We start from the raw sequence: 22,232 nt of genomic DNA on the forward strand, positions 1-22,232 counted from the left end.
GGATCAGACCATCCGCAGCAGCACGCGGTCCTTCAGGATGAAATGATGGCGCAGCGCCGCGGCCACATGCACCAGGATCAGCGCGGCCCAGACAAAGCCCATGACCTCATGCGTTCCGCCTGAAACTCCGACGATCGCATCGCCCTTCGACACGGCGAATTTCGGCACGTCGAACAGGAAGAACCAGTTCAGGGGCCGGTTGCCCGCTGAAGACATGATCCATCCGGTCAGCGGCATGATCAGCATGAACGCATAAAAGGCGAAATGCGTGACATGCGCCGCCGCTTTCTCCCAGGCGGGCATTTCGGCGGGCAGGGGCGGCGGCCTGTGGATCAGTCGCCAGAGAATGCGCAGGAGCGTCAGCGCCAGCACGGTCAGCCCGATCGACTTGTGAACCGGCATGACCTTCCAGTCGCTGGGCAGCGCGTCATGCGCGAAGCCCAGGAAGAGGTTGAAGAGGATGAGGATCGCCATGATCCAGTGCAGCGCGCGAGCAACCCTGTTGTAGCGATCCATCCGGCACCCCCTTCAGTTCCTACCCGTGACGATTGGCCACCAGATTATCCACCACCGACGGATCGGCAAGTGTGCTTGTGTCCCCCAAGGCCTGCGCCGATACCTCTCCCTCCGCGATCTTGCGCAGGATGCGGCGCATGATCTTGCCGCTCCTTGTCTTGGGCAGACCCGGCGCGAACTGGATGACGTCGGGCGTCGCGATCGGCCCGATTTCGCTGCGCACCCATTTCACCAAAGTCTGGCGCAGTTCGTCGGTCGCTTCCTCGCCGCTGTTCAGCGTCACATAGGCGTAGATGCCCTGCCCCTTGATATCGTGGGGGAAGCCGACCACTGCCGCTTCCGCCACGGCCTCATGCAGCACCAGCGCGCTTTCGACCTCGGCCGTGCCCATGCGGTGGCCCGACACGTTGATGACGTCATCGACGCGCCCGGTGATCCAGTAATAGCCGTCGGCATCGCGCCGCGCGCCGTCGCCGGTGGTATATTTGCCGGGGAAGGTGGTGAAATAGGTCTGGAAGAACCGTTCATGATCGCCCCAGACGGTGCGCATCTGCCCCGGCCAGCTCTGCGCGATGACCAGATTGCCCTCGGTCGCGCCGTCCAGCACATGGCCCTCGCCATCGACGATCTGCGGCACCACGCCGGGCATGGGGAAGGTCGCGGAGCCGGGCTTGAGATCGGTCGCGCCCGGCATCGGCGCGATCATCGCCGCGCCGGTTTCGGTCTGCCACCAGGTGTCGATGATCGGGCAGCGATCCTCGCCCACGACATGATGATACCAGCGCCACGCTTCCGGATTGATCGGTTCGCCCACGGTGCCCAGCAGGCGCAGCGATTTCCGGCTGGTCGAATGGACGAAATCGTCGCCCTCCTTCATCAGCGCGCGCAGGGCCGTGGGCGCGGTGAAGATGGTCTGCACCTGATGGCGGTCGACCACTTCCCAGATGCGGCTGGGGGTGGGATAGTTCGGCACGCCCTCATACATCAAAGTCGTCGCGCCGTTCGCCAGCGGGCCGTAGACGATATAGCTGTGCCCCGTGACCCAGCCGATATCCGCCGCGCACCAGTAAATGTCGCCCGGCCGATAGTCGAAGCACAGCTCATGGGTCAGGCTGGCCCAGAGCAGATAGCCTCCGGTCGTGTGCAGCACGCCCTTGGGCTTGCCTGTGGAGCCGGAGGTGTAGAGGATGAACAGCGGGTCTTCGGCCTTCATCGGCTCCGGCGCGCAATCCGCGGCAACCTTGGCCGCTTCCTCATGCAGCCAGAGGTCGCGGCCCTCGGCCATGGTGATCGCGCCGCCGGTCGCCTTGACGACGACGACTGTCTTCACGCCCGGACATTCCTTGAGCGCGGCGTCGACATTGGCCTTCAGGGGGACCTGCCTGCCCGCGCGGCGGCCTTCGTCGGCGGTGATGACCAGCGTCGAATCGCAATCGATGATCCGCCCGGCCAGCGCCTCAGGCGAAAAGCCGCCGAAGACGACCGAATGGATCGCCCCGATCCGCGCGCAGGCCAGCAGGGCAAAGGCAGCCTCAGGGATCATCGGCATGTACACGGTGATGCGGTCGCCCTTCTTCGCGCCCGCGCCCTTCAGCACATTGGCGAAGCGGCAAACCTCCTCATGCACCTGTTTGTAGGTGAAGCGGCGCGGTTCCGCCTCGGGGGAATCCGGTTCCCAGATGATCGCGACCTGATCGCCCCGCTCGGCCAGATGCCGGTCGATGCAGTTGGCGCTGACGTTCAGCACGCCATCGGCGAACCATTTCACGCCGAAATCGGCTTCCGCAAAGCTGCTTTCATTGGCTTTGGCAGGAAAGGTCACCCAGTCCAGCCGCTTGGCCCGCTCCAGCCAATAGGCGTCGGCATCGTGGATCGACCGCTCATAATCCGCCGCGCGTCCATCCCGGTCGAACAACGCGGAGGCCGCCCATTCAGCAGGTACCGGGAAAAAATCGTCCGACATTCAAGCATCCCTTTCTTTGCGAAAACCTTGCGTCGCGGAACTTCTAGACATTGGCGGCGGTGACAGGAAGCCCGGATCGTTCCTCGGCTGCCGTAGTTTTCACCATTATCGGCGGGGAATTGGCAGGATCATGCCATTTGCCGCTTTTCGCCCGGCCACGCTCGGCTTAACAGGAAGGCAATATGTGGCAACTTTTCCAATTTCCGCTCTGCCCCTTTTCCCGCAAGGTTCGCCTGCTGCTGGGCGAAAAGGGCGTGGGCTACGACCTGGTGCGCGAATCGCCGTGGGAGGCGCGCGATGAATTTCTTGATCTGAACCCGGCCGGCACGACCCCGGTGATGGTGGACGAGGAAAAGGGCATCACCCTGATCGACAGCCAGGCGATCTGCGAATATTTCGAGGAAACGGTCGAGAAATTCCCGCTGATCTCCGGCACGGCGGCGGGCCGGGCGGAAGTGCGGCGGCTCACCGCTTTCTTCGACCAGAATTTCTATGGCGATGTCGTCGGTCCCCTGCTGCACGAGCGGATGAAGAAGCGCCTGATCGAGCGCGCGCCGCCGGATGCGCGGGTGCTGAGGGAGGCGATGAAGCGCGCCAACGTCCATATGGATTATATGGATTATCTGCTCGACCATCGCAGCTGGATGGCGGGGGCCACGCTGAGCCTGGCCGACATTGCGGCGGCGGCGCACCTGTCGGTCGCGGATTATCTGGGCGGCATCGACTGGGCCGGGCATGAGACAGTGAAGCGCTGGTATGCCGGCTTCAAGTCCCGCCCGTCCTTCCGCCCGTTATTGTCGGAACGGATGGAGGTGATCACACCCCCGCCCCATTATGAAAAGCCGGATTTTTGATGACAATCCCGTCCCGGGGGGGAGAGGAGCGTATCAATCCACCTCAGCCGCGAGATAGACGCGGTTCCGGCCATGCTCCTTGGCCAGATACAGCGCCCGGTCCGCCGCTTTCAGCGCAGCGCGCGGGTCCTCATAGGCCAGCACATTGGAAACCCCGGCGGAAAAGCTCACCCGCTCCATCCGCTCGCCATTGGCGCGGTTGACCAGGCTCCGCGTCGACAGGTCCTGCCGCACGCTGTCCACCGCCTCGCAGGCTTCCGCCGCCGTCTTGCCGCGGAACAACATGACGAATTCCTCGCCCCCATGACGCGCGACATGGCATTGGTCGTTGCTGGCCTTGGACAGCAGCCCGGCGACGAATTTCAGCACCCTGTCGCCGGTATCATGGCCATGGGCATCGTTGATCAGCTTGAAATGGTCGATGTCACAGAAAGCCACGGCCAGCGACTGCCCCTCGTCCCGCGCCCGTTTCAACTCGTCGCGCAGCACGCTTTCGAAGGCGCGGCGATTGGGCAGGCCGGTCAGATGGTCATGCTCGGCGGCCCTGCGCGCGGTTTCCAGACTGGATTTGAGCAATTGCGTCTGCTTCTGGTTGTCGCGCAGCTGCCCCTCCACCTGCCGGGTCTTTTCCACCATCGACCGCGTCAGCGACACCAGCCGCGCCAGCACCGGCTGATTGTCCGCGCTGGCGGACAGGCCCTTCACCTCTTCCTGCAACGCCGCGCCATAATCCTTGGCCGAATTGCGCGATTCGGTCATCAGGCCGGTGAATTGCGACAGATTTTCCTCAACCTTGTCGAGCATCGACGCCAGCGCTTCGGGCGTGACCTCATCGCCGCGTTGCTCGGCCGCGACCGTTTCGATCCAGCCATTGGTGATCCTGCCCCGTTCGGTCAGCACGGCCTTCACGGCCTTTTCCACGCCGATATGCGATCCGGTCAGAAAATCATGGGCCACCCCGAAATTGAGCGGCGTCAGGTCCAGATCATGGGCGAAGAGGAAGTCGCCAATATCCTGATACAGCTTGCGCCGCCGGGTGATTTCGCGATTGGCGGCGCTGCCGGACCTGGCGCGTTGCGATGTCTCCGGCTCCTCCATTTCCTCATCGGCCTTGCCCGAAAGGCCACGGGCCCAGCGGGCCAGGCGGTCGGTCAGACCATGTTGCGCATTGGCGGTGGAAGATGTTGCCCCAGTCATGTTCGCTATAACGGCGCCTGTTAAACAAGGTTAAGAGCGCGCCAAGCCGAAACCGGCAAGGCGTTGATCAGCCTTCATTATATGTCCGCGCCGATCAGCCAGTCACGGAAAATCCGCACCGCGCGCGTTTGCAGCGCCCGTGGGCGGCATACGAAATAATAGCGATAGGGGCTTTCGACCCGGGTATCGGGAAACAGCCGCACCAGTCGCGTATCCTGCGCGTCATTATAATGGCTGGCGTGCATCACCGCGATGCCCAGCCCCTGCGCGGCGGCTTCCAGCATCAGCTGGCCCGAATCATAATTGTCGATCGCCAAAGGCTGCAATTCGGACAGGCCCACCGCATCCTTCCATGCATCGAAGGCCAGCGTCATGTCGCGATGCAGCAGCACGGTGTGGTTGGCCAGCTCCTGCGGCTGCGTCAGCGCATGGGGCGGCTCCAGCAGCGCCCTGCGCCCGATCAGATAGACCTCGTCATGGTCCAGCTCATGGGCATAGAGGGCAGGGTCGATATCCTTGGCAAGCACGATCGCCGCGTCCAGCCCCTCGCCCAGCCGCGCCACGGCATAGGGGGTGGTTTCGATATCGATATGCAGCTGCGGATGGCGCTGGCGCAGCGCGCCCAGATGCGGGAAGATCCGCTGGGTCGCGAACAGCGGCAGCACGGCCAGCCGCAAACGCAGCTGATTGCCCCCGCTCTGGATATTCTCCAGCGCCTGATTGAGCGCATCGAGCGCGGGGGCGATATCGTCCAGCAGCCTTTGCCCGTCGGCGTTGATCTCCAGCGCCTGATGCTTGCGGTCGAACAGCGGACGCCCGATGAACCGCTCCAGCGCCTGCACGCGGCGGCTGAGCGCGGGGGTGGAGAGCGCGAGTTCCTCCGCCGCCGCCTTGACCGAACCGAGGCGGGCGACCTGAACAAAGGCCTCCAGGGCCGTAAGGGGCGGCAATCTACGCATAAACCATCATGTTCATCCGGCCGATCCGCTGCGACGCGTCATTGCTTCTTCTCAGGCGACGGGCGATCCGGCTTTCCAGCATCCTTATTTCACTGAGCAGGAAAAAAGGGCGGTTGGCAAGATGCAAAAATTGCAACTCCTCGATTCTTTTCGCACTTGCGAAAGTACATGCCGCACTGCACATAGGAAAGGCCTTTCAGGCATCCTCTCCTATAAACTTTCAGGGCTGGCCTTCGGGTCGGCCCTTTTTTTATTCCTTTGGGAGCGGCATGGGGGCCCTTTCCCTTGGCTGCGACGTTTCCTATCTCGTTACGCAGCGACAAGAACGGGGAAGCCAGGTGGCAGAAGAAGAAACCCAGGGACGCAGGATACAGGTAGCCAATGCCCGGCCGGAAGACGCCGGGCGCGGGCTTGCGCGGATACCGCTGGCCGTGATGGCGGAGCTGCATCTGGCCGAAGGCGATGTGATCGAGATCGCCGGCAAACGCTCTACGCCGGCCCGTGTGGTGCGGCCCTATAAGGAGGATGAGGGGCTGGACGTGCTCCGCCTCGACGGGCTTCAACGGGCCAATGCGGGGGTCGGATCGGGCGATTTCGTGGCAATCCGCAAGGTCGATCCTCGCCCCGCCCAGCGCGTCGTCTTCGCGCCTGCACAAAATAATTTGCGATTGCAGGGCAATCCCGAAGCGCTGAAGAGAGTGTTCTTCCACCGTCCGCTCGCGTCCGGCGATATTATCGCCACCGCGGGACAGCAACAGGTGCCCCCCGGCGACATGCCGCCGCACCTGCGCCAGATGCTGGCCGCGCCGGCCTATGCCCTTCAGGAAATCCGGCTGGTGGTGGTGTCCACCGTGCCCAAGGGTTTTGTCCAGATCGACGATGAAACCGAGGTCGAGCTGAGGGCCGAATATGAGGAGCCGCGCGAATCCCGCCGCGCCGACGTCACCTATGACGATGTCGGCGGCATGGCCGAGGCGATCGACCAGCTGCGCGAGATGGTCGAACTGCCGCTGCGCTATCCCGAATTGTTCGAGCGGCTGGGCGTCGATCCGCCCAAGGGAGTATTGCTGCATGGTTCGCCCGGTACCGGCAAGACCCGGCTGGCCCGCGCCGTCGCCAATGAATCGGACGCCGAATTCTTCCTGATCAACGGGCCGGAGATCATGGGGTCGGCCTATGGCGAGTCGGAAAAGCAGCTGCGCGAGATTTTCGAGGCGGCGGCCAAGGCCGCCCCGTCGATCCTGTTCATCGACGAGATCGATTCGATTGCGCCCAAGCGCGGCAATGTCACCGGCGAGACGGAAAAGCGGCTGGTCGCGCAATTGCTGACGCTGATGGACGGGCTGGAGCCGCGCACCAATCTGGTCGTCATCGCCGCGACCAACCGGCCGGAGGCGATCGACGAGGCGCTGCGCCGTCCCGGCCGGTTCGACCGCGAAATCATCGTCGGCGTGCCGGATGAGCGCGGGCGGCGCGAGATTCTGGGCATCCACACCCGCGGCATGCCGCTGGGCGACAAGGTCGATCTCAGCGAATTGGCGCGCATGACCTATGGCTTTGTCGGCGCCGACCTGGCCGCGCTCACCCGCGAGGCCGCGATCGAGACGGTGCGCCGCTTCATGCCGCGCCTCAATCTGGAGGAAGGGACGATCCCGCCAGACGTGCTGGAGGAACTGTCCGTCACGCGGGAGGATTTCATGTCCGCGATCAAGCGGGTCCAGCCCTCCGCCATGCGCGAGGTGATGGTGCAGGTGCCCAATATCGGCTGGGCCGACATTGGCGGGCTGGACGATGCCCAGATGCGGCTCAAGGAAGGGGTGGAGCTGCCGCTCAAGGACCCCGACGCCTTCCGCCGCCTGGGCATCCGCCCGGCCAAGGGCTTCCTGCTCTACGGCCCGCCCGGCACCGGCAAGACCCTGTTGGCGAAGGCGGTCGCCCGCGAGGCGGAGGCGAATTTCATCGCCACCAAATCGTCCGACCTGCTGAGCAAATGGTATGGAGAGAGCGAACAGCAGATCGCCCGTCTTTTTGCCCGCGCGCGGCAGGTGGCGCCGACGGTCATCTTCATCGACGAGCTGGACAGCCTGGTCCCCGCGCGCGGCGGGGGCCTGGGCGAACCGCAGGTGACGGAGCGGGTGGTGAACACCATCCTCGCCGAAATGGACGGGCTGGAGGAGTTGCAATCGGTGGTCGTCATCGGCGCGACCAACCGGCCGACGCTGATCGATCCGGCGCTGCTGCGGCCGGGACGCTTCGACGAGCTGATCTATGTCCCCGTGCCCGATCAGGCCGGACGCAGGCGCATCCTGGGCATCCACACCGCCAGGATGCCGTTGGCGCAGGATGTCGACCTGGACCTGCTGGCGGAGAAGACCGAACGCTTCACCGGCGCCGATCTGGAGGATCTGGTCCGCCGCGCCGGCCTGATCGCGCTGCGCCAGTCGCTGTCGGTGGACAAGGTTGACCAGACCCATTTCGAGGCGGCGCTGGAGGACACCCGCGCTTCCGTCACGCCCGAAATGGAGCGCGAATATGAGCAGATCCAGGCGACGCTCAAGCAAAGCGTGATGCAGGTCGATCCCATCGGCTTCGTCGCGCCCGGCATGCTGCGCGCGCGCGGCGTCAAGGACTGATCCATCGCGGGCGGGGAGGCGCGCGATCTTCCCCGCCCCGCTTTTCCACGCCACTGGCCGCGAAGGCGCTTGCAAGGCCGCGCGATTTTTGCGAGTCGGTCAGGTCAAGGCAGACAGGCGAGAATGAATGGCCTCCATTCCGTTGAAGAAGAAAAATCCGGTTCGCATCGGAAAACAGCCCCCCAGTTTTCTGGGACAGTGGGGCATGTTCTTCCGGCAATTCATCAAGCACCCCGGCATGATCGGGTCGATCATCCCTTCCTCCCAGATGCTGGTCGACACCATGCTGGAGGGCGTGGATTGGCAGCGGGCGCGGCTGTTTGTGGAATATGGGCCGGGCGTCGGCACCTTCACGCGGCCCATTCTGGAAAGGCTGCACCCCGACGCGACGCTGCTTGCGATCGACCTCAATCTGGATTTCGTCGCCTATCTGGAGGCGGAGATCACTGATCCCCGGCTGCGCGTCGTCCACGGTTCCGCCGCCGACGTGCGCCGCTTCATCAAGGAAGCCGGCTATGCTCAGGCGGATCATGTCCTGTCGGGCATCCCCTTTTCGACCCTGCCCGAGGGCGTGGGCGAGGCGATCTGCGCCGAAACCCGCGCCGTGCTGAAGGCAGGCGGCGCGTTCCTGGTCTATCAATATTCCGCCTATGTGCGCCGCCTGCTGTCCCCTCTGTTCGGGGAGATCCGGGAACGGGTCGAATGGCGCAACATTCCGCCCTGCCGGATGTTCACGGCGCTGAAGGATGAAGTGCTGGCCCAGGCGGCCTGATCGTTTCGGTTCCCAATCTCATCAAATTGCAGGAATTTTTTTCCGTTTCCGGCCGGCCTATACCCCATTCAGGGTATGCGCCGGCCGGAGGCGGCCATTACCTCCGCGCCTGAGGCAGTTCTTCTGCCTGCTGGCAACCGGGCCATTTTGCGACCCATGGTCCGGTTGCCGGCTTCGCTTCCGGGGGCTTTCATGATAAGCCCCGCGCGAAACACGGCGAGACACTTCATGAACGATCTGACCCAGACCCCCGAAATGCTGATAGCGTCCATGGGCGCCCGGGCCCGCGCGGCCGCCGCCGTGCTGGCACCGGCCGATGACGCGCAGAAGATCGATGCGCTGCGCCGTGCCGCGCAGGCGCTGCGGGATCAGGCGCCGCAGATCATCGCCGCCAATGCCCGCGACATGGAAAACGCCGCGGCCAACGGCCTGTCGCCCGCCATGCTCGACCGGCTGCGGCTGGACGAAGACCGGGTGGAGGCGACGGCGGCCGGCGTGGATCAGGTGGCGACGCTCATCAATCCGCTGGGCAGCGTGATCGACAGCCAGGTCCGCCCCAATGGCATGGAATTGAGCCGCGTGCGCGTGCCGCTGGGCGTGATCGGCATCATCTATGAAAGCCGCCCCAATGTGACGGCCGACGCCGCGGCCCTCTGCCTGCGTGCCGGCAATGCCGTGATCCTGCGCGGCGGCAGCGAGGCGAAGGAAAGCAACCGCGCCATCCACGCGGCCATGGCCGAAGGCATTGCCGCCGCCGGCCTGCCCGCCGATGCGGTGCAACTGGTCCCCACGACGGACCGCGCGGCGGTGGGCGCCCTGCTCAAGGCTTCGGAATATATCGACCTGATCGTGCCGCGTGGCGGCAAGAGCCTGGTCGCCCGCGTGCAGGAAGAGGCGCGCGTGCCCGTCCTCGCCCATCTGGACGGCATCAACCACAGCTATGTCGACGGCGCGGCCGATCCCGACATGGCGCAAAAGCTGGTGGTGAACGCCAAGATGCGCCGCACCGGCATTTGCGGCGCGACCGAAACGGTGTTGATCGACAAGGGCTTTACCCAGGCGCCCGCCATTGTGAAGGCGCTGCTCGACGCCAAATGCGAAGTGCGCGGCGACGAAGCGGTGCAGGCGATGGACAGCCGCGTGACAGCCGCGTCGGACGAGGATTGGGACACCGAATATCTCGACGCCATCGTCTCGGCGCGGATCGTGAATGGTCTGGACGAAGCGCTCGCCCATATCGCTGCCCATGCCAGCCACCACACCGACGCGATCATCACCGAAGACGTGGAAAAAGCCGAGCGCTTCCTGAACGCGGTCGACAGCGCGATCGTGATGTGGAACGCCTCCACCCAGTTCGCGGACGGCGGGGAATTTGGTCTGGGCGCGGAGATCGGCATCTCCACCGGCCGGCTTCATGCGAGAGGTCCGGTCGCGCTGGAGGGGCTCACCACCTATAAATGGCTGGTGCGCGGGACGGGACAGACCCGGCCCTGATGCCGAGGTGGTGAAGGCGTTACCCCTTCACCGCCTGATCAATCGCCTTCAGCTTCTCCAGCAGCGGCCCGACCCATTCGAGCGGCAGCATCACCGGCCCATCCGAAGGCGCGTTGTCGGGATCGTCATGCGCCTCCGCAAAGATCGCCGCGACTCCCGCTGCCACGGCGCTGCGCGCCAGCACCGGCGCATATTCCCGCTGCCCGCCAGAGGCCGACCCCAGCCCGCCCGGCTGCTGCACCGAATGGGTGGCGTCGAACACCACCGGATAGCCCGTCTGCGCCATCACCGGCAGCGCCCGCATGTCGCTGACCAGCGTGTTATAGCCGAAACTCGCCCCGCGCTCGGTCAGCAGGATGCGCTCATTGCCCGTCGAAGCAACCTTCTGCGCCACCGCCGCCATGTCCCAGGGCGCAAGGAACTGGCCCTTCTTCACATTGATGACAGCCCCGGTCCGTCCGGCGGCCAGCAGAAGATCGGTCTGGCGACACAGGAAAGCCGGAATTTGCAGGATATCCACAGCCTCCGCCGCCGCTTCGACCTGTCCAGCCTCATGCACATCGGTCAGCACCGGACAGCCGAAGCTCGCCTTCACCTCCGCCAGGATCGCCAGCCCGGCATCGATCCCGACGCCGCGCTGCCCCGCCACCGAGGTCCGGTTCGCCTTGTCGAAGGAGGATTTGAAGACGAACGGGACGCCCGCCTTGGCAGCGGCACCGGACAGCCGCTCCGCCATCATCATGGCATGATCGCGGCTTTCAATCTGGCAGGGACCGGAAATCAGGACGAAGGGCAGGTCGTTGCCGATCGTCACAGCAGCGTTTTTTGGCCCGATGGAAACATGCTTGGCTTTCATCCCGCTCACTTCGGCGCTTTTGCGAACCGGCGCAAGAGTTGCCCCCGCCATAGTCCCTTGCCCGCATGATAATTCCAGCAGAACCACCCGAAAGCGAGGCACGCCAGCAGCGAAGGCAGCGCCATCGGATCGCCTTCCCCCTTCATATGCCGGTAAAAAGCGAAGTCCGCCCGCCATCGGTCCCGCTCGCTGCCGCCGCCATTGATGCCATAGGCATTGTCATGGCGCCGACAGCCGATGTTTCGGTTGTATTTGCGGTGGTCTATGAAATAGCAGTAATCGCGTTCGGGTGTCGTCATGGCCCGATGTGGAACAGGGGCCATGGGAAAGTTCAAGCGCAAACTCTTCTACCTCGGCGGATTCGACCCGCGCGGGGTGCGTTTCTACCACCAGCTCTACCGTGAGCAGGCGGAAAGCTACACGCGCCTGTCGGGCGAGCAGGTGGAGGTCAGCGCGCGCCGGTCCGGCCCGGCTTCGTCCGCCCGCTGGACCGTCACCAACCACAGCGCCGGGGTCGAAACCGACTATGAATTCCTCCGTTGGGAGGATCTGGTCGGCAAGGTCTGGATTCGCAATCCCCTCGCTCTGGCCTGGCGCTCCATCGCCACCTACAGCGCCCATGCCCGCCACATGCAGTTCCTGCGCATGCGCAAATTACGGCAGGGTCCGGTCATCACCATCCTCTACCCGCCGCTGCTGGCGGTGCTGATCCCACTGGCCCTCGCACTCATCCCGGCGCTGCTGCTTTCGCCACTGCTCCCCTTCTGGGCCTGCGCCCTCATCGGCATCGGCGCCAGCGTGGCTCTGTCGGGCCGCCTGCTCAACAAGCTGATCGTGCCGTGGCTGCTGCGCTTCATGTATTATAACCACAGCGTTGCCGCCAAAGGCCCCGGCGCGGAGATGAACGCCCGTCTCGACCAGTTCGCCGCCCGCATCGTGGAGGAAATGGACGGTCCCCATGACGAGGTCATCTTCGCCTCGCACAGCAACGGCACCATCTATGCGATGAGCGTCCTGCGCCGCATCCTCGAACTGCGTGGAGACAGGCCGCTGCCCGACAATTTCACGGTCCTGACGCTGGGCCAGGTCGTTCCCGTCATCGCGCTCCGCAAGGACGCGAAATGGTATCATCAGGACCTCAAGGCCCTGGACGACAAGCATTTCCGCCTCGTCGACTTCTCCGCCCCCCCGGACGGCGCGGCCTATCATGACGTCCACCCGATCCGCCTCGTCTCGGACCGATGCGCCGCCCGGGTGGAGCTGCTCTCCCCGCGCTTCCATCTTTTCTACGATCCGGAAAATTACCACAGCGGCTGGTCGAACAAATATGAGGCGCATTTCGACTATCTGCGCGTGGGCGACCGCCTCTCGCCGGTCGATTATGTCAGCCTTACCGCCGGCCGCCGCACGATTGACGATGCCATTGCCGCGTTCAGGGCCATCCAGTGACCAAACCCTTCACCCCGCCCTATCCCGAGCCGCCCCGCACCAAGCGCGGCCTGATGAAACGATTCCTGCGTGGCTGGCACAGCTGGATTCACGTCCTTTTCGAGAAAAGCTACACGATGAAGCTGGGCGAAATCCGCATGCCCGGCCAGACCATGTATATCGCCAATGAACTGCCGCTGGTGGACCAGATATTGCGCGGCGGCACCGCCTATCCCAAGCATCGCGAACTGGTCCGCAACCTCTCGCCGCTGATCGGCAATTCGGTCTTCTCCGCCAATGGCGAGGATTGGGAAAGCCAGCGCGCGATGGTCAATCCGGCCTTCGCCCACACGGCGCTCAATCGCTCCATGCCGCTGATGGTGGCCGCCGCCGACGATCTGCTCGCCCGCCTCGACGCGGCCGACAAAGCGAGGCCCGTCGATATCGATCCGATGATGACCCATGTTGCGGCCGACATCATCTTCCGCACGCTGTTCTCGGAAGCCTTGGACGAGCGCCGCTCCAACATCATCCACACCGCTTTCGGCAGGTTCCAGCGCCTCGCCCACAGCGCCTCCATGCTGCGCCTCTACGGTTTCCCGGCGCGCTGGTTCGAAGCCCGGTCGCTCAAGCCCGCCAGGGCGATCCACGACGTCTTCCGCCCGATCGTGGAGGCCCGCTATCAGGGCTTCCACCAGCGCGGCGAAGCGCCCCACAAGGACATCCTCCAATCCCTGATCGAGGCCAAGCACCCCGGAACCGGCGCGCCCTTCACCCTGCAACAGGTGATGGATCAGGTTTCGACGGTCTTCCTCGCCGGTCATGAGACGTCCGCCAGCACCATGACCTGGGCGCTCTACATGCTGGCCGAATGCGCCCATATCCAGACCGCCGCCCGCGCCGAGGTGGCGGAAATCGCCGGGGACGCCCCGCTTGCCGCGCCGATGCTCAAGGATATGGGGCATATCCGCAACATCTTCCGCGAAACGCTGCGTCTCTATCCGCCGGTCGCCTTCTTCCCGCGCGAGGTGACCTGCCCGATGCCGATGCGCGACAAGCAGCTGGAGGAGGGGGCGATGCTGGTCGTCGCCCCCTGGCTGACCCAGCGCAACAAGGATAATTGGGCCTGCCCTCACAGCTTCGACCCCGCCCGCTTCGAAGACCCGGCAAATGCGGAGATGGTGAAGCAGGCCTGGTTCCCCTTCGGCCGGGGACCCCGAGTGTGCGTAGGCGCCGGCTTCGCCCAGCAGGAGGTGATGACGGTGATCGCAAGCGTGGTGCGCCGCTATCGCCTGTCGGTGCCGGATGGATTCAGGCCCGAACCGATCAGCCGCCTGACGATCCGCCCGAGGACGGGCATGAAGCTGATGTTCGAGAAAAGCTAGAGCAGGCTGCGTTAAACCTGACGCATATCGCCTGCTCTGGTTCCTTTTTATCGCACAGCTTCAAGCTCCAAGACCTCACTCCCTGATCGGGCCGCCGATCGACCAGACATGGCCGAAGGGGTCGGTCAGCTGACCGTAGCGTTCGCCCCAGAACTGGTTCTCAATCGGGAAGCGGACGCTGGCGCCTGCATCGGTCGCGCGTTTCCACCAGGCATCGGCATCGTCCACCGCGAGATGCAGGGTCACGCTCCTCGGCGCCTCGGCCGGGGCTCCACCGGACATTTCGGGGAAATGATCGTTGAGCATCAGCGATCCGCCATTGATGCGCAGATGGGCATGCATGATGCGCTGGCGCCCTTCCGCGACATGGCGCATCAGTTCGGTGGCGCCAAAGGCGCGGGAATAGAAGGCGATGGCTTCGGCAGCCTTGTCATTGGCGATGGTGAGGTGCGGAACGACACCTCCAGTGGGGCTAATGGCCTTGGGGCTTTGCGCTTCGTTCATCTGTCGACCCTCTCCCTGATGACATATGGGACGATAGGCGCTTTGCAGACGGATCAGAAGATGCCCAGAAATTTCTTCTTCTGGCTCTTTTTTTCCTTTGTGTTGCCCTTGCCCGCTTCGTCCTTGGCCCCTTCGTCCTTGCCCGCTTCGTCCTTCGCAGTGGTGCCATGGCCGACATCATCGCGGATTTTACCCCCTCTGGTACGCTGGGCTGCGGCGGTGGCTCCGGCAAGGACCGGGCCGCAGGCGGCGCTTTTCGCGTCGCCTATGTCGACAAAGGCGAGGACCGAGGCGAGCGGGCTGACGACAATGCCCAGCGTCGCCGCCGCCCCGCCGCGCGCGATCAGCTGGGGACTGATGACATCAATATGGGGCCTGGCGAAATAGCCGTCGAGACCGACCGGGGACTGGCCGGAGAAGAGGCTGAATTTCTTGCCGTCGGCGCGGAAGGCAAGGTCGAGGCTTTCATTCCTGAAGGAGAAACCGCCTCGGCCCAGCAGCACATTCTTCTGCGTGTCGATGATGATCGGATCAGCCGCCGCCACGCCGTTGCGGACGGTGAAGGCGATGAGGCCGCAATTGATCTGCACCGGCTTCTTGAGCTTGCCGGCGAACATCTTGGTGATGAAGGTGCCGATGTCGAGTTCCGACAGCTGGATGTTGCGGGTCCACATCGATCCGGCGGGCAGGATGACGGCGATGCGGCCGTTCGACGTGCTGAGCGAATCATGGAGCGTGTCGCCCAGGCCCGCCATCTGGACGCGCGCCTTGATCGTGCCGGTCGTGCCGGATTCCTCCACCCCCCAGCGGGCGAGCAGCTTGCCCATCGGCGTGGGCGAGAGGCGGATGTCGTACCGGGTGTGGACCGGATGGCCGCGCGCATTGATGCCGATGTCGGAACTGACATGGCCGCCGGACATGTCGAAAGTCAGCGGCGACAGGGTCAGCAGGCTGCGGTCCAGCGCGAGGGTGAGGCCGATATTGGAAATCGGCACATGCTCGGCGCGGATGCGGCGGACGTCATATTTGACCCGGGCATCGAAATTGCGGAGCGCCTCGATGCGGAGCGGAGCGTCGGGGAGGATGCGCGGAGTGCCGCCCACGGTGCTGATCGTGCCCTTCGCCCCTTGCGCCTCCAGTTTTTGCGGGTTGTAGCCGATGAAAGGACCGACATCGAGAATGTCGAGCGTCTGCGTGGCGAGGTCGGCCTTCAGCAATAGACGGTTTTGGGGGAGCGAGACGGTCAGGCGGCCTGTCAGGTCGCTGTCGCCGAAACGGCCCTTGAGATGCGTGAAACGCCATTCGCCGCCCTGTTTGGTGAGCGCGGAGGCAAGGCGGTAGGTGCGGGTTTCAGGGATGGCGACGCCGAGGAAGTCGAACAGCCGGGCGAGATTGGGGCCGTGGGTAATGACGCGCAGGTCGGCGCCCTCGATCTCGGTCGCGCCGGGCAGGGTGCCGCTGACTTCGAGGATAGTGGCGCCTGCCTCGGCATGGAGGGCGAGGCTGTTCTTGCCGCCGGTCACCGTCTCATTGGGCGAGAGCAGGCCGCCGCGCAGGGTGAAGGGGCGATCCCGCATCGTGCCGGTGCCGGAGAAGCGCACGTCGCTGGCGAAGCGGGTGTCCTGCGCCTTCACCGTTTCGAAGCCGATGTCGGTGCGGAGCTGCATCCGGGGGTCGCGATAGCGCAGCGTGGTGCCGGCCAGCAGCGCGCGGCGGATCAGGGGAAGGTTGAACGGCTCGCCCTTCCTGTTGGGATCACCGAAGGTCCATGTGTTGCTCTTGCCGTCGCGGGACCATTCGAGGTCGGTGGCCGCATTGCGCAGTTCCAGCCAGCGGACCTTATATTTGTCGCCGAAGATCAGGCTCAAGGGCGCGATGCGGCTGTCGATCAGGTCGGCGCGGAAGAAATCCGGGCGACTGGCCCAGTTGGTGTTGGCGACCGTCATCTGTTCGGCGCGGAACTTGATGGTGACGGGATCGAAATAGAGCTGGAAATCGCCGCCGACATCCACCGGGCGTTCGAGGCGATGGGTGAGGAAACGCTCGAACGGGTGTTTGAGGAAGCGGCCCTTGGTGATGAACAGGATCAGCCAGAGCGCGAAGATGATGCCGACGATCCAGAGCAGGATGCGGAACGGCCAAGGGATTTTGCGCCAGCCTTCGCGCACACGATGCAGATGATGAAGCGCGCCGCGGGGTTGCAGCACTTCGCTCGCCGGATGGTCCGGCCGCAGGGGATCGGCGTCGGCCATGGCGGTTCAACGCCGGGCAAGGATTTTGGGTCCGAATCGCTTGCCTTTCGGTGCGTAGCCGACTATGGGCCGCCCTTCGCGATATTCAGGAAGGACCGCCCGGCTAACCAGGGCTGCCGTGGCTGTCCGTAATCGTCGCGCTGAAAAAGGAGACGAAAATGCCCAAGCTCAAGACCAAGAGCGGTGTGAAGAAGCGCTTCAAGTTCACCGCTTCCGGCAAGGTCAAGCACGGCGTCGCTGGCAAGCGTCACCGCCTGATCTCGCACAATGCGAAATATATCCGCCAGAACCGCGGCACCTCGGTCATGTCCGACGCCGACGTGGCTCATGTGCGCCTCTGGGCGCCCTACGGCCTGAAGTAAGGAGTAGAGGCACATGGCACGCGTAAAACGTGGTACGACCACCAAGGCGAAGCATAAGCGGATATTGGATCAGGCGAAGGGCTATTATGGCCGTCGCAAGAATACGATCCGCATCGCCCGTCAGGCTGTCGAAAAGGCTGGCCAGTACGCTTATCGCGACCGCAAGGTCAAGAAGCGGACTTTCCGTGGCCTGTGGATCCAGCGCATCAACGCCGGCGTCCGCGCCGAGGGCCTGACCTATTCGCAGTTCATGCACGGCCTGAAGCTGGCCGGCGTGGAGCTGGACCGCAAGGTTCTGGCCGACATTGCGATGCACGAAGGCGAGGCGTTTAGCGCCATCATCGCCCAGGCGAAGGCTGCGCTGCCCGCGGCCTGAGCCGGATCGATCCCAGGATCGTCAAGGGGCGCCGGGGCAGATGCCTTCGGCGCCCTTTTTGTTTTCTGCCTTTTTCCGGAGGTCTGATCCCATGTCGATGCATGTCTGGTGGCTCTATGTCACGGCGGTTTTCCTGATCTCGGCCACGCCGGGACCGAATATGCTGCATGTGATGACCCAGAGCATTCATCATGGGCCGCGCCGGGCGCTGGCGACCATGGCGGGGCTGTTGAGCGCGATCCTGCTGTGCCTGATCGCTTCGGCGCTGGGGGTCGGGGCGCTGCTCAAGGCTTCGCCGCGATTGTTCGACATGCTGCGTTATGCGGGGGTGGCCTATCTGATCTGGCTGGGCGTGAAAGCCTGGCGCGCGCCGGTGGGCGATGAGGGCGTGGGCGCGACGCGGGCGCGGTCGCTGGGGGCGCTTTACGGGACCGGGTTGTTGACCGGGCTGTCCAATCCCAAGCTGATCATCTTCGCCGCCGCGCTGTTTCCGCAGTTCATCGATACCGCCCTGCCCTTTGCGCCGCAGCTGGCGATATTGGTGGCGAGCTTCGTCGGAATCGAGTTCGGCTGGCAGTGCGTCTATGCGCTGGGCGGAGTGAAACTCGCCCGCTGGCTGGCGCCCGCCAACCGGCAGCGGCTGTTCAACCGGGGGACCGGGGTGATGTTCATCGGTTTTGGCGGAGCATTGCTGGGCACGCGAGCGTAACCACCGTCGTCATTCCCGCGAAAGCGGGAATCCATCTCCGGGACTGGCCATGCAACGCGACTTCGATCCAACAGTCTATATCCTTGCCAGCCATAAGAATGGCACGCTGTATATCGGCGTAACATCAAATCTCGTTCAGCGGCTGCATCAGCACCGTTCCGGCTTGATTGAAGGCTTCACAAAAGACTACGGCGTGCATCGGCTGGTCTGGTTCGAAAGCGATGGTTCGATGGAAGAAGCGATCCGGCGCGAGAAGCAGATCAAGAAATGGAACAGGCAATGGAAAATCGACTTGATCGAGCAGAGCAATGCCGAATGGCGGGATTTGGCGCTCGATTTGGGGTTTGAACCATTGGATAGCCGACGCATCGACAAGAGCGTCAAATGATTGGGATAGGACGGGAGATGGATTCCCGCCTTCGCGGGAATGACGAAGCACTATGAGTGAGATTGCCAATCTGAAAGCCGGCCTGATCGCCGACATCGCGGCTGCGGAGGCGCTGGAGGCGCTGGAGAACCTGCGCGTGGGCGCCATGGGCAAGAATGGCGTGGTGACGGGGCTGCTCAAGACCCTTGGTCCCATGAGCCCGGAGGAGCGGCTGGAGAAAGGCCCGCCGATCCAGGACCTGCGCGAAAGCGTGACGGCGGCGCTGGCTGACAAGAAGGCCGCGCTGGAGCAGGCGGCGCTCGACGCGAAGCTGGCGGCTGAGAAGATCGACATGACCCTACCCGTCGATCTGGGCGCCCAGGGGTCGGTGCATCCCGTGTCTCAGGTGATGGACGAACTGGCGGAGATTTTCGCGGACCTTGGCTTCTCCGTCGCGACCGGGCCGGAGATCGAGGACGACTGGCATAATTTCACCGCGCTCAATATCCCGGAGACGCATCCGGCGCGGGCGATGCATGACACCTTCTATTTCCCCGACGATGAAGCGGGGAAAAAGATGTTGCTGCGCACCCATACCTCGCCAGTGCAGATCCGCACGATGATGAATGGCGAGCCGCCGATCCGCATCATTGCGCCGGGGCGGGTCTATCGCTCGGACTCGGACGCGACGCATACCCCGATGTTCCACCAGATCGAGGGGCTGGTGATCGACAAGGGGATCACCCTTGGGCACCTCAAATGGACGCTGGAAACCTTCCTCAAGGCTTTCTTCGAGCGGGAGGACATCGTGCTGCGGCTGCGGCCGAGCTATTTCCCTTTTACCGAGCCTTCGGTCGAGGTGGACGTGGGCTATACGCTGACCAACGGCCAGCGGGTGATCGGCGGCGATGGCGACAGCCCCGGCGGCGGCTGGCTGGAAGTGCTGGGCAGCGGCATGGTCAATCGTCGGGTGATCGAGGCGTGCGGGCTGGACCCGGATGAGTGGCAGGGCTTTGCCTTCGGCACCGGCGTCGACCGGCTGGCGATGCTGAAATATGGGATGAACGACTTGCGCGCTTTCTTCGACGGCGATCTGCGCTGGCTGAAACATTATGGCTTCATGGGCCTGGACGTGCCGACGCTGAGTGGAGGAGTGGGCGCATGAAGTTCACGCTGAGCTGGCTCAAGACGCATCTCAAGACTGATGCCGACCTGCCGACGATCCTGAAGGGCCTGACCAATATCGGGCTGGAGGTCGAGGGCGTGGAAAATCCGGCGGAGAAGCTGGGCGCCTTCCGCATCGCGAAGGTGCTGACCGCCGATCCGCATCCGCAGGCCGACAAGTTGCAGGTGCTGACCGTGGATGCGGGCGACGGCGCGTTGCAGGTCGTGTGCGGCGCGCCCAATGCGCGCGCGGGTCTTGTCGGCGTGTTCGGGACCGAGGGCGCGGTGGTGCCGGTGAACGGCATGGTGCTGAAGAAGACCGCCATTCGCGGGGTCGAATCCAACGGCATGATGTGTTCGTTCCGGGAGCTGGAACTGGGCGAGGATCATGACGGGATCATCGAACTGAACCCCGATGCGCCGGTGGGGCAGGTCTATGCCGCATGGGCTGGCCTCGACGATCCGGTGATCGACGTGTCGATCACGCCCAACCGGCAGGACTGCATGGGCGTGCGCGGCATTGCGCGCGATCTGGCGGCGGCGGGGCTGGGCACGCTGAACGCGATTATCGTGCCGACCGTCGAAGGCGTCGGGCCGGGGCCGGACGTGCGGGTAGAGGACAGCGATGGCTGTCCGGCATTCTTCGCCCGGACGGTCAAGGGCGTGAAGAATGGCGCTTCGCCCGAGTGGATGGCGAAGCGGCTGAAGGCCATTGGACAGAAACCGATCAGCACGTTGGTCGACATCACCAATTACATCATGATCGACCTTGGGCGACCGCTGCATGTCTATGACATGGCGACGCTCAAAGGGCCGCTGGTGGCGCGCCGGGGGCGTTCGGGCGAGCAGGTGCTGGCGCTCAACGGCAAGAGCTACACCGTCGATGAGACGATGACCGTGATCGCCGATGATGAGACGGTGCACGATATTGGCGGCATCATGGGCGGCGAGCATTCGGGCGCGCAGGACGGCACGACCGACGTGCTGATCGAATGCGCCTATTTCACGCCGGAGCGGATCGCGGTGACGGGGCAGAAGCTGGCGCTGACCTCAGATGCGCGCGGGCGGTTCGAGCGGGGCGTGGACCCGGCTTTCCTTGACGATGGGCTGTCGATCGCGACCCATCTGGTGACGCAGCTTTGCGGCGGCAGCCCAAGCGAGGCAACGCGGGCGGGTTCGCCGCCGGTCGCCAACAAGACCGTGACCTATGAGCCGTCGCAATGCCTTGCGCTGGCGGGTGTCGACGTGGCCGAGGATGAGCAGAAGCGCATCCTTGAAAGCCTTGGCTTCGGCATCACCGGCCATGATTCCACCTTCGAATATCAGGACGGCGTGCCGGTGACGACGCCCGCCAACTGGACGGTCAGCGTGCCGAGCTGGCGGCGTGACGTCGATGGCTGGCCCGACATTGTCGAGGAAGTGGTGCGCATCGTCGGGCTGGATCAGGTGCCCTCCACCCCCCTGCCCCGCGCACCGGGCGTTGCGAAACCCACCGCCACGAGCGAGCAGATGGTCGAACGGCGCGTGCGCCGGACGGCGGCGGCGCGGGGGCTGGCCGAGGCGATCAACTGGTCCTTCATTTCCGCGAAGGAAGCAGCTTCGGTCGGTGGCGGCGACTGGACGCCAGATTGGATTTTGGCCAACCCGATTTCCGAGGATCTGAAGGTCATGCGGCCTTCGCTGCTGCCCGGCCTGCTCTCGGCCACGCGGCGCAACATGGATCGCGGCGCGGCTTCGGTGCGGCTGTTCGAGCTGGGGCGGCGCTACTTTGCCGGCCAGAATGATGGGAGTTGGGAGCGGGCGACCGTCGGTTTCGTGCTGGCGGGCGAGAAAGCGTCGCGTGGCTGGCAGACGGGCAAGGCGCAGCCCTTCTCCGCCTTTGACGCCAAGGGCGAGGTGATTGCCCTGTTGGCCGCTGCGGGCGCGCCGGTGGCGAATCTCCAAAATTTCGGGGGTGCATCCAGCGCCTATCATCCGGGGCAATCGGGCACTTTGCGGCTGGGTCCCAAAGTGGTTCTGGCCGAGTTCGGCGTGCTGCATCCCAGCCTCGCCCGGCAGTTCGGGCTGACCGGCACGGTGGTTGCGGGCGAAATCTTCCTCGACGCGATTCCGGCCAAGCGGGCCAGCGGCTTCATGCGCGCGCCTTATGCGCCGCCCGCATTGCAGGCGGTGAAGCGGGACTTCGCCTTCGTCATTGACGAGACGGTCGATGCCGATTCGCTGGTTCGCGCGGTGAAGGGCGCGGACAAGAAGGCCATTGTCGAGGCGCGGCTGTTCGATCTGTTCGTCGGGCCGGGCGTGGACGCGGGCAAGAAGAGCCTGGCCGTCGAAATCACCCTGCAACCAGGCGAAAAGAGCTTCTCCCAGGAGGAACTGGACGCGATCAGCGCCGCGGTGGTGAAGGCGGCCGAGAAGCTGGGCGGAACGCTCCGGGCTTGAGG

Annotated in this window: 21 protein-coding genes; 12 read left to right on the forward strand and 9 right to left on the reverse strand. The window is 64.3% G+C overall.

Going from position 1 to position 22,232, the window contains the following annotated elements; translation table 11 throughout:
• Window positions 1–3: 3 nt before the first annotated feature.
• Together RUH75_RS00720 and acs are read right to left on the reverse strand one after the other, a co-directional pair.
• Entirely contained in the window at window positions 4–516 is a 513-nt protein-coding gene (locus RUH75_RS00720; protein WP_313801157.1) for a cytochrome b, read from the reverse strand.
• Window positions 517–535: 19 nt separating this feature from the next.
• Window positions 536–2,479 (reverse strand): acetate--CoA ligase, encoded by a 1,944-nt coding sequence (gene acs, locus RUH75_RS00725; RefSeq protein WP_313801159.1) that lies wholly within the window; start codon window positions 2,477–2,479, stop codon window positions 536–538.
• Between the two features lie 182 nt (window positions 2,480–2,661).
• Here acs and RUH75_RS00730 point away from each other — a divergent pair, with 182 nt between their 5' ends.
• On the forward strand, window positions 2,662–3,333 hold the full coding sequence (locus RUH75_RS00730; RefSeq protein WP_046761966.1) for a glutathione S-transferase family protein: 672 nt from the start codon (window positions 2,662–2,664) through the stop codon (window positions 3,331–3,333).
• A gap of 33 nt (window positions 3,334–3,366) precedes the next feature.
• Here the strand turns inward: RUH75_RS00730 and RUH75_RS00735 are convergent, their stop codons facing one another.
• The 3 genes from RUH75_RS00735 to RUH75_RS00745 all read right to left on the reverse strand — a co-directional run bounded on the left by RUH75_RS00735 (window position 3,367) and on the right by RUH75_RS00745 (window position 5,616).
• Window positions 3,367–4,530, reverse strand: a complete 1,164-nt coding sequence (locus RUH75_RS00735) for a GGDEF domain-containing protein (protein WP_313801163.1) — start codon at window positions 4,528–4,530, stop codon at window positions 3,367–3,369.
• 77 nt (window positions 4,531–4,607) lie between these two features.
• Window positions 4,608–5,489 (reverse strand): LysR substrate-binding domain-containing protein, encoded by an 882-nt coding sequence (locus RUH75_RS00740; RefSeq protein ID WP_313801165.1) that lies wholly within the window; start codon window positions 5,487–5,489, stop codon window positions 4,608–4,610.
• On the reverse strand, window positions 5,482–5,616 hold the full coding sequence (locus RUH75_RS00745; protein ID WP_313801166.1) for a hypothetical protein: 135 nt from the start codon (window positions 5,614–5,616) through the stop codon (window positions 5,482–5,484). Before RUH75_RS00745 ends, RUH75_RS00740 begins: the two co-directional genes overlap by 8 nt.
• 211 nt (window positions 5,617–5,827) lie before the next feature.
• Here RUH75_RS00745 and RUH75_RS00750 point away from each other — a divergent pair, with 211 nt between their 5' ends.
• From RUH75_RS00750 to RUH75_RS00760, 3 genes are all read left to right on the forward strand, one after another.
• A complete protein-coding gene (locus RUH75_RS00750; protein ID WP_313801167.1) occupies window positions 5,828–8,122 on the forward strand; it encodes a CDC48 family AAA ATPase in 2,295 nt (764 codons plus the stop codon).
• A gap of 127 nt (window positions 8,123–8,249) precedes the next feature.
• Window positions 8,250–8,894, forward strand: a complete 645-nt coding sequence (locus RUH75_RS00755; protein WP_313801169.1) for a methyltransferase domain-containing protein — start codon at window positions 8,250–8,252, stop codon at window positions 8,892–8,894.
• 228 nt (window positions 8,895–9,122) lie between these two features.
• A complete protein-coding gene (locus RUH75_RS00760) occupies window positions 9,123–10,388 on the forward strand; it encodes a glutamate-5-semialdehyde dehydrogenase (RefSeq protein ID WP_313801171.1) in 1,266 nt (421 codons plus the stop codon).
• Window positions 10,389–10,407: 19 nt separating this feature from the next.
• Here RUH75_RS00760 and kdsA read toward each other — a convergent pair whose 3' ends face one another.
• The gene (kdsA, locus tag RUH75_RS00765) at window positions 10,408–11,244 is read right to left on the reverse strand and encodes a 3-deoxy-8-phosphooctulonate synthase (protein WP_313801173.1); all 837 of its coding nucleotides are present in this window, start codon (window positions 11,242–11,244) and stop codon (window positions 10,408–10,410) included.
• A 5-nt stretch (window positions 11,245–11,249) separates the two neighbouring features.
• Window positions 11,250–11,543: a hypothetical protein gene (locus tag RUH75_RS00770; protein WP_313801175.1), complete on the reverse strand. Its 294-nt coding sequence runs from the start codon at window positions 11,541–11,543 to the stop codon at window positions 11,250–11,252.
• Between the two features lie 22 nt (window positions 11,544–11,565).
• Between RUH75_RS00770 and RUH75_RS00775 the strand changes: the two genes are divergently transcribed.
• Both RUH75_RS00775 and RUH75_RS00780 read left to right on the forward strand, forming a co-directional pair.
• Window positions 11,566–12,693 carry a hypothetical protein gene (locus RUH75_RS00775; protein ID WP_313801177.1) on the forward strand — a complete coding sequence of 376 codons (1,128 nt, stop codon included), beginning with the start codon at window positions 11,566–11,568 and terminating at the stop codon, window positions 12,691–12,693.
• Window positions 12,690–14,057, forward strand: a complete 1,368-nt coding sequence (locus tag RUH75_RS00780; RefSeq protein ID WP_313801179.1) for a cytochrome P450 — start codon at window positions 12,690–12,692, stop codon at window positions 14,055–14,057. The genes RUH75_RS00775 and RUH75_RS00780 overlap by 4 nt, the downstream gene beginning before the upstream one ends.
• Before the next feature lie 75 nt (window positions 14,058–14,132).
• Here RUH75_RS00780 and RUH75_RS00785 read toward each other — a convergent pair whose 3' ends face one another.
• Window positions 14,133–14,561 carry a VOC family protein gene (locus tag RUH75_RS00785; RefSeq protein ID WP_313801181.1) on the reverse strand — a complete coding sequence of 143 codons (429 nt, stop codon included), beginning with the start codon at window positions 14,559–14,561 and terminating at the stop codon, window positions 14,133–14,135.
• Between the two features lie 53 nt (window positions 14,562–14,614).
• Window positions 14,615–16,813, reverse strand: coding sequence for an AsmA family protein (locus tag RUH75_RS00790; RefSeq protein WP_313801183.1), 2,199 nt, complete (start codon window positions 16,811–16,813; stop codon window positions 14,615–14,617).
• Between the two features lie 158 nt (window positions 16,814–16,971).
• Between RUH75_RS00790 and rpmI the strand changes: the two genes are divergently transcribed.
• The 6 genes from rpmI (at window position 16,972) to pheT (ending at window position 22,230) form a co-directional block, all read left to right on the forward strand.
• Window positions 16,972–17,175, forward strand: a complete 204-nt coding sequence (gene rpmI, locus RUH75_RS00795; protein WP_007689506.1) for a 50S ribosomal protein L35 — start codon at window positions 16,972–16,974, stop codon at window positions 17,173–17,175.
• Between the two features lie 13 nt (window positions 17,176–17,188).
• Complete coding sequence (gene rplT / locus RUH75_RS00800) at window positions 17,189–17,551, forward strand: 50S ribosomal protein L20 (RefSeq protein ID WP_007689504.1); 363 nt, start codon at window positions 17,189–17,191, stop codon at window positions 17,549–17,551.
• Between the two features lie 91 nt (window positions 17,552–17,642).
• On the forward strand, window positions 17,643–18,260 hold the full coding sequence (locus RUH75_RS00805) for a LysE family translocator (protein ID WP_313801189.1): 618 nt from the start codon (window positions 17,643–17,645) through the stop codon (window positions 18,258–18,260).
• 49 nt (window positions 18,261–18,309) lie between these two features.
• The gene (locus RUH75_RS00810; RefSeq protein WP_313801191.1) at window positions 18,310–18,648 is read left to right on the forward strand and encodes a GIY-YIG nuclease family protein; all 339 of its coding nucleotides are present in this window, start codon (window positions 18,310–18,312) and stop codon (window positions 18,646–18,648) included.
• Window positions 18,649–18,700: 52 nt separating this feature from the next.
• Window positions 18,701–19,792, forward strand: a complete 1,092-nt coding sequence (pheS, locus tag RUH75_RS00815) for a phenylalanine--tRNA ligase subunit alpha (RefSeq protein ID WP_313801193.1) — start codon at window positions 18,701–18,703, stop codon at window positions 19,790–19,792.
• The gene (gene pheT, locus RUH75_RS00820) at window positions 19,789–22,230 is read left to right on the forward strand and encodes a phenylalanine--tRNA ligase subunit beta (RefSeq protein ID WP_313801195.1); all 2,442 of its coding nucleotides are present in this window, start codon (window positions 19,789–19,791) and stop codon (window positions 22,228–22,230) included. The genes pheS and pheT overlap by 4 nt, the downstream gene beginning before the upstream one ends.
• Window positions 22,231–22,232: the final 2 nt, after the last annotated feature.

Origin of the sequence: Sphingobium sp. (assembly GCF_032153725.1) — a bacterium.
Lineage (GTDB): Bacteria > Pseudomonadota > Alphaproteobacteria > Sphingomonadales > Sphingomonadaceae > Sphingobium.

Excerpts from the sequence above, each read along its gene's own strand:
- RUH75_RS00775 (WP_313801177.1), top strand. The coding sequence starts at position 11,566 with ATGGGAAAGTTCAAGCGCAAACTCTTCTACCTCGGCGGATTCGACCCG.
- RUH75_RS00720 (WP_313801157.1), bottom strand. The coding sequence starts at position 516 with ATGGATCGCTACAACAGGGTTGCTCGCGCGCTGCACTGGATCATGGCG.
- RUH75_RS00790 (WP_313801183.1), bottom strand. The coding sequence starts at position 16,813 with ATGGCCGACGCCGATCCCCTGCGGCCGGACCATCCGGCGAGCGAAGTG.
- RUH75_RS00740 (WP_313801165.1), bottom strand. The coding sequence starts at position 5,489 with ATGCGTAGATTGCCGCCCCTTACGGCCCTGGAGGCCTTTGTTCAGGTC.
- RUH75_RS00785 (WP_313801181.1), bottom strand. The coding sequence starts at position 14,561 with ATGAACGAAGCGCAAAGCCCCAAGGCCATTAGCCCCACTGGAGGTGTC.
- kdsA (WP_313801173.1), bottom strand. The coding sequence starts at position 11,244 with ATGAAAGCCAAGCATGTTTCCATCGGGCCAAAAAACGCTGCTGTGACG.
- RUH75_RS00735 (WP_313801163.1), bottom strand. The coding sequence starts at position 4,530 with ATGACTGGGGCAACATCTTCCACCGCCAATGCGCAACATGGTCTGACC.
- RUH75_RS00810 (WP_313801191.1), top strand. The coding sequence starts at position 18,310 with ATGCAACGCGACTTCGATCCAACAGTCTATATCCTTGCCAGCCATAAG.
- pheT (WP_313801195.1), top strand. The coding sequence starts at position 19,789 with ATGAAGTTCACGCTGAGCTGGCTCAAGACGCATCTCAAGACTGATGCC.
- RUH75_RS00805 (WP_313801189.1), top strand. The coding sequence starts at position 17,643 with ATGTCGATGCATGTCTGGTGGCTCTATGTCACGGCGGTTTTCCTGATC.
- RUH75_RS00730 (WP_046761966.1), top strand. The coding sequence starts at position 2,662 with ATGTGGCAACTTTTCCAATTTCCGCTCTGCCCCTTTTCCCGCAAGGTT.
- RUH75_RS00760 (WP_313801171.1), top strand. The coding sequence starts at position 9,123 with ATGAACGATCTGACCCAGACCCCCGAAATGCTGATAGCGTCCATGGGC.
- rplT (WP_007689504.1), top strand. The coding sequence starts at position 17,189 with ATGGCACGCGTAAAACGTGGTACGACCACCAAGGCGAAGCATAAGCGG.
- acs (WP_313801159.1), bottom strand. The coding sequence starts at position 2,479 with ATGTCGGACGATTTTTTCCCGGTACCTGCTGAATGGGCGGCCTCCGCG.
- RUH75_RS00770 (WP_313801175.1), bottom strand. The coding sequence starts at position 11,543 with ATGACGACACCCGAACGCGATTACTGCTATTTCATAGACCACCGCAAA.
- pheS (WP_313801193.1), top strand. The coding sequence starts at position 18,701 with ATGAGTGAGATTGCCAATCTGAAAGCCGGCCTGATCGCCGACATCGCG.
- RUH75_RS00755 (WP_313801169.1), top strand. The coding sequence starts at position 8,250 with ATGGCCTCCATTCCGTTGAAGAAGAAAAATCCGGTTCGCATCGGAAAA.
- rpmI (WP_007689506.1), top strand. The coding sequence starts at position 16,972 with ATGCCCAAGCTCAAGACCAAGAGCGGTGTGAAGAAGCGCTTCAAGTTC.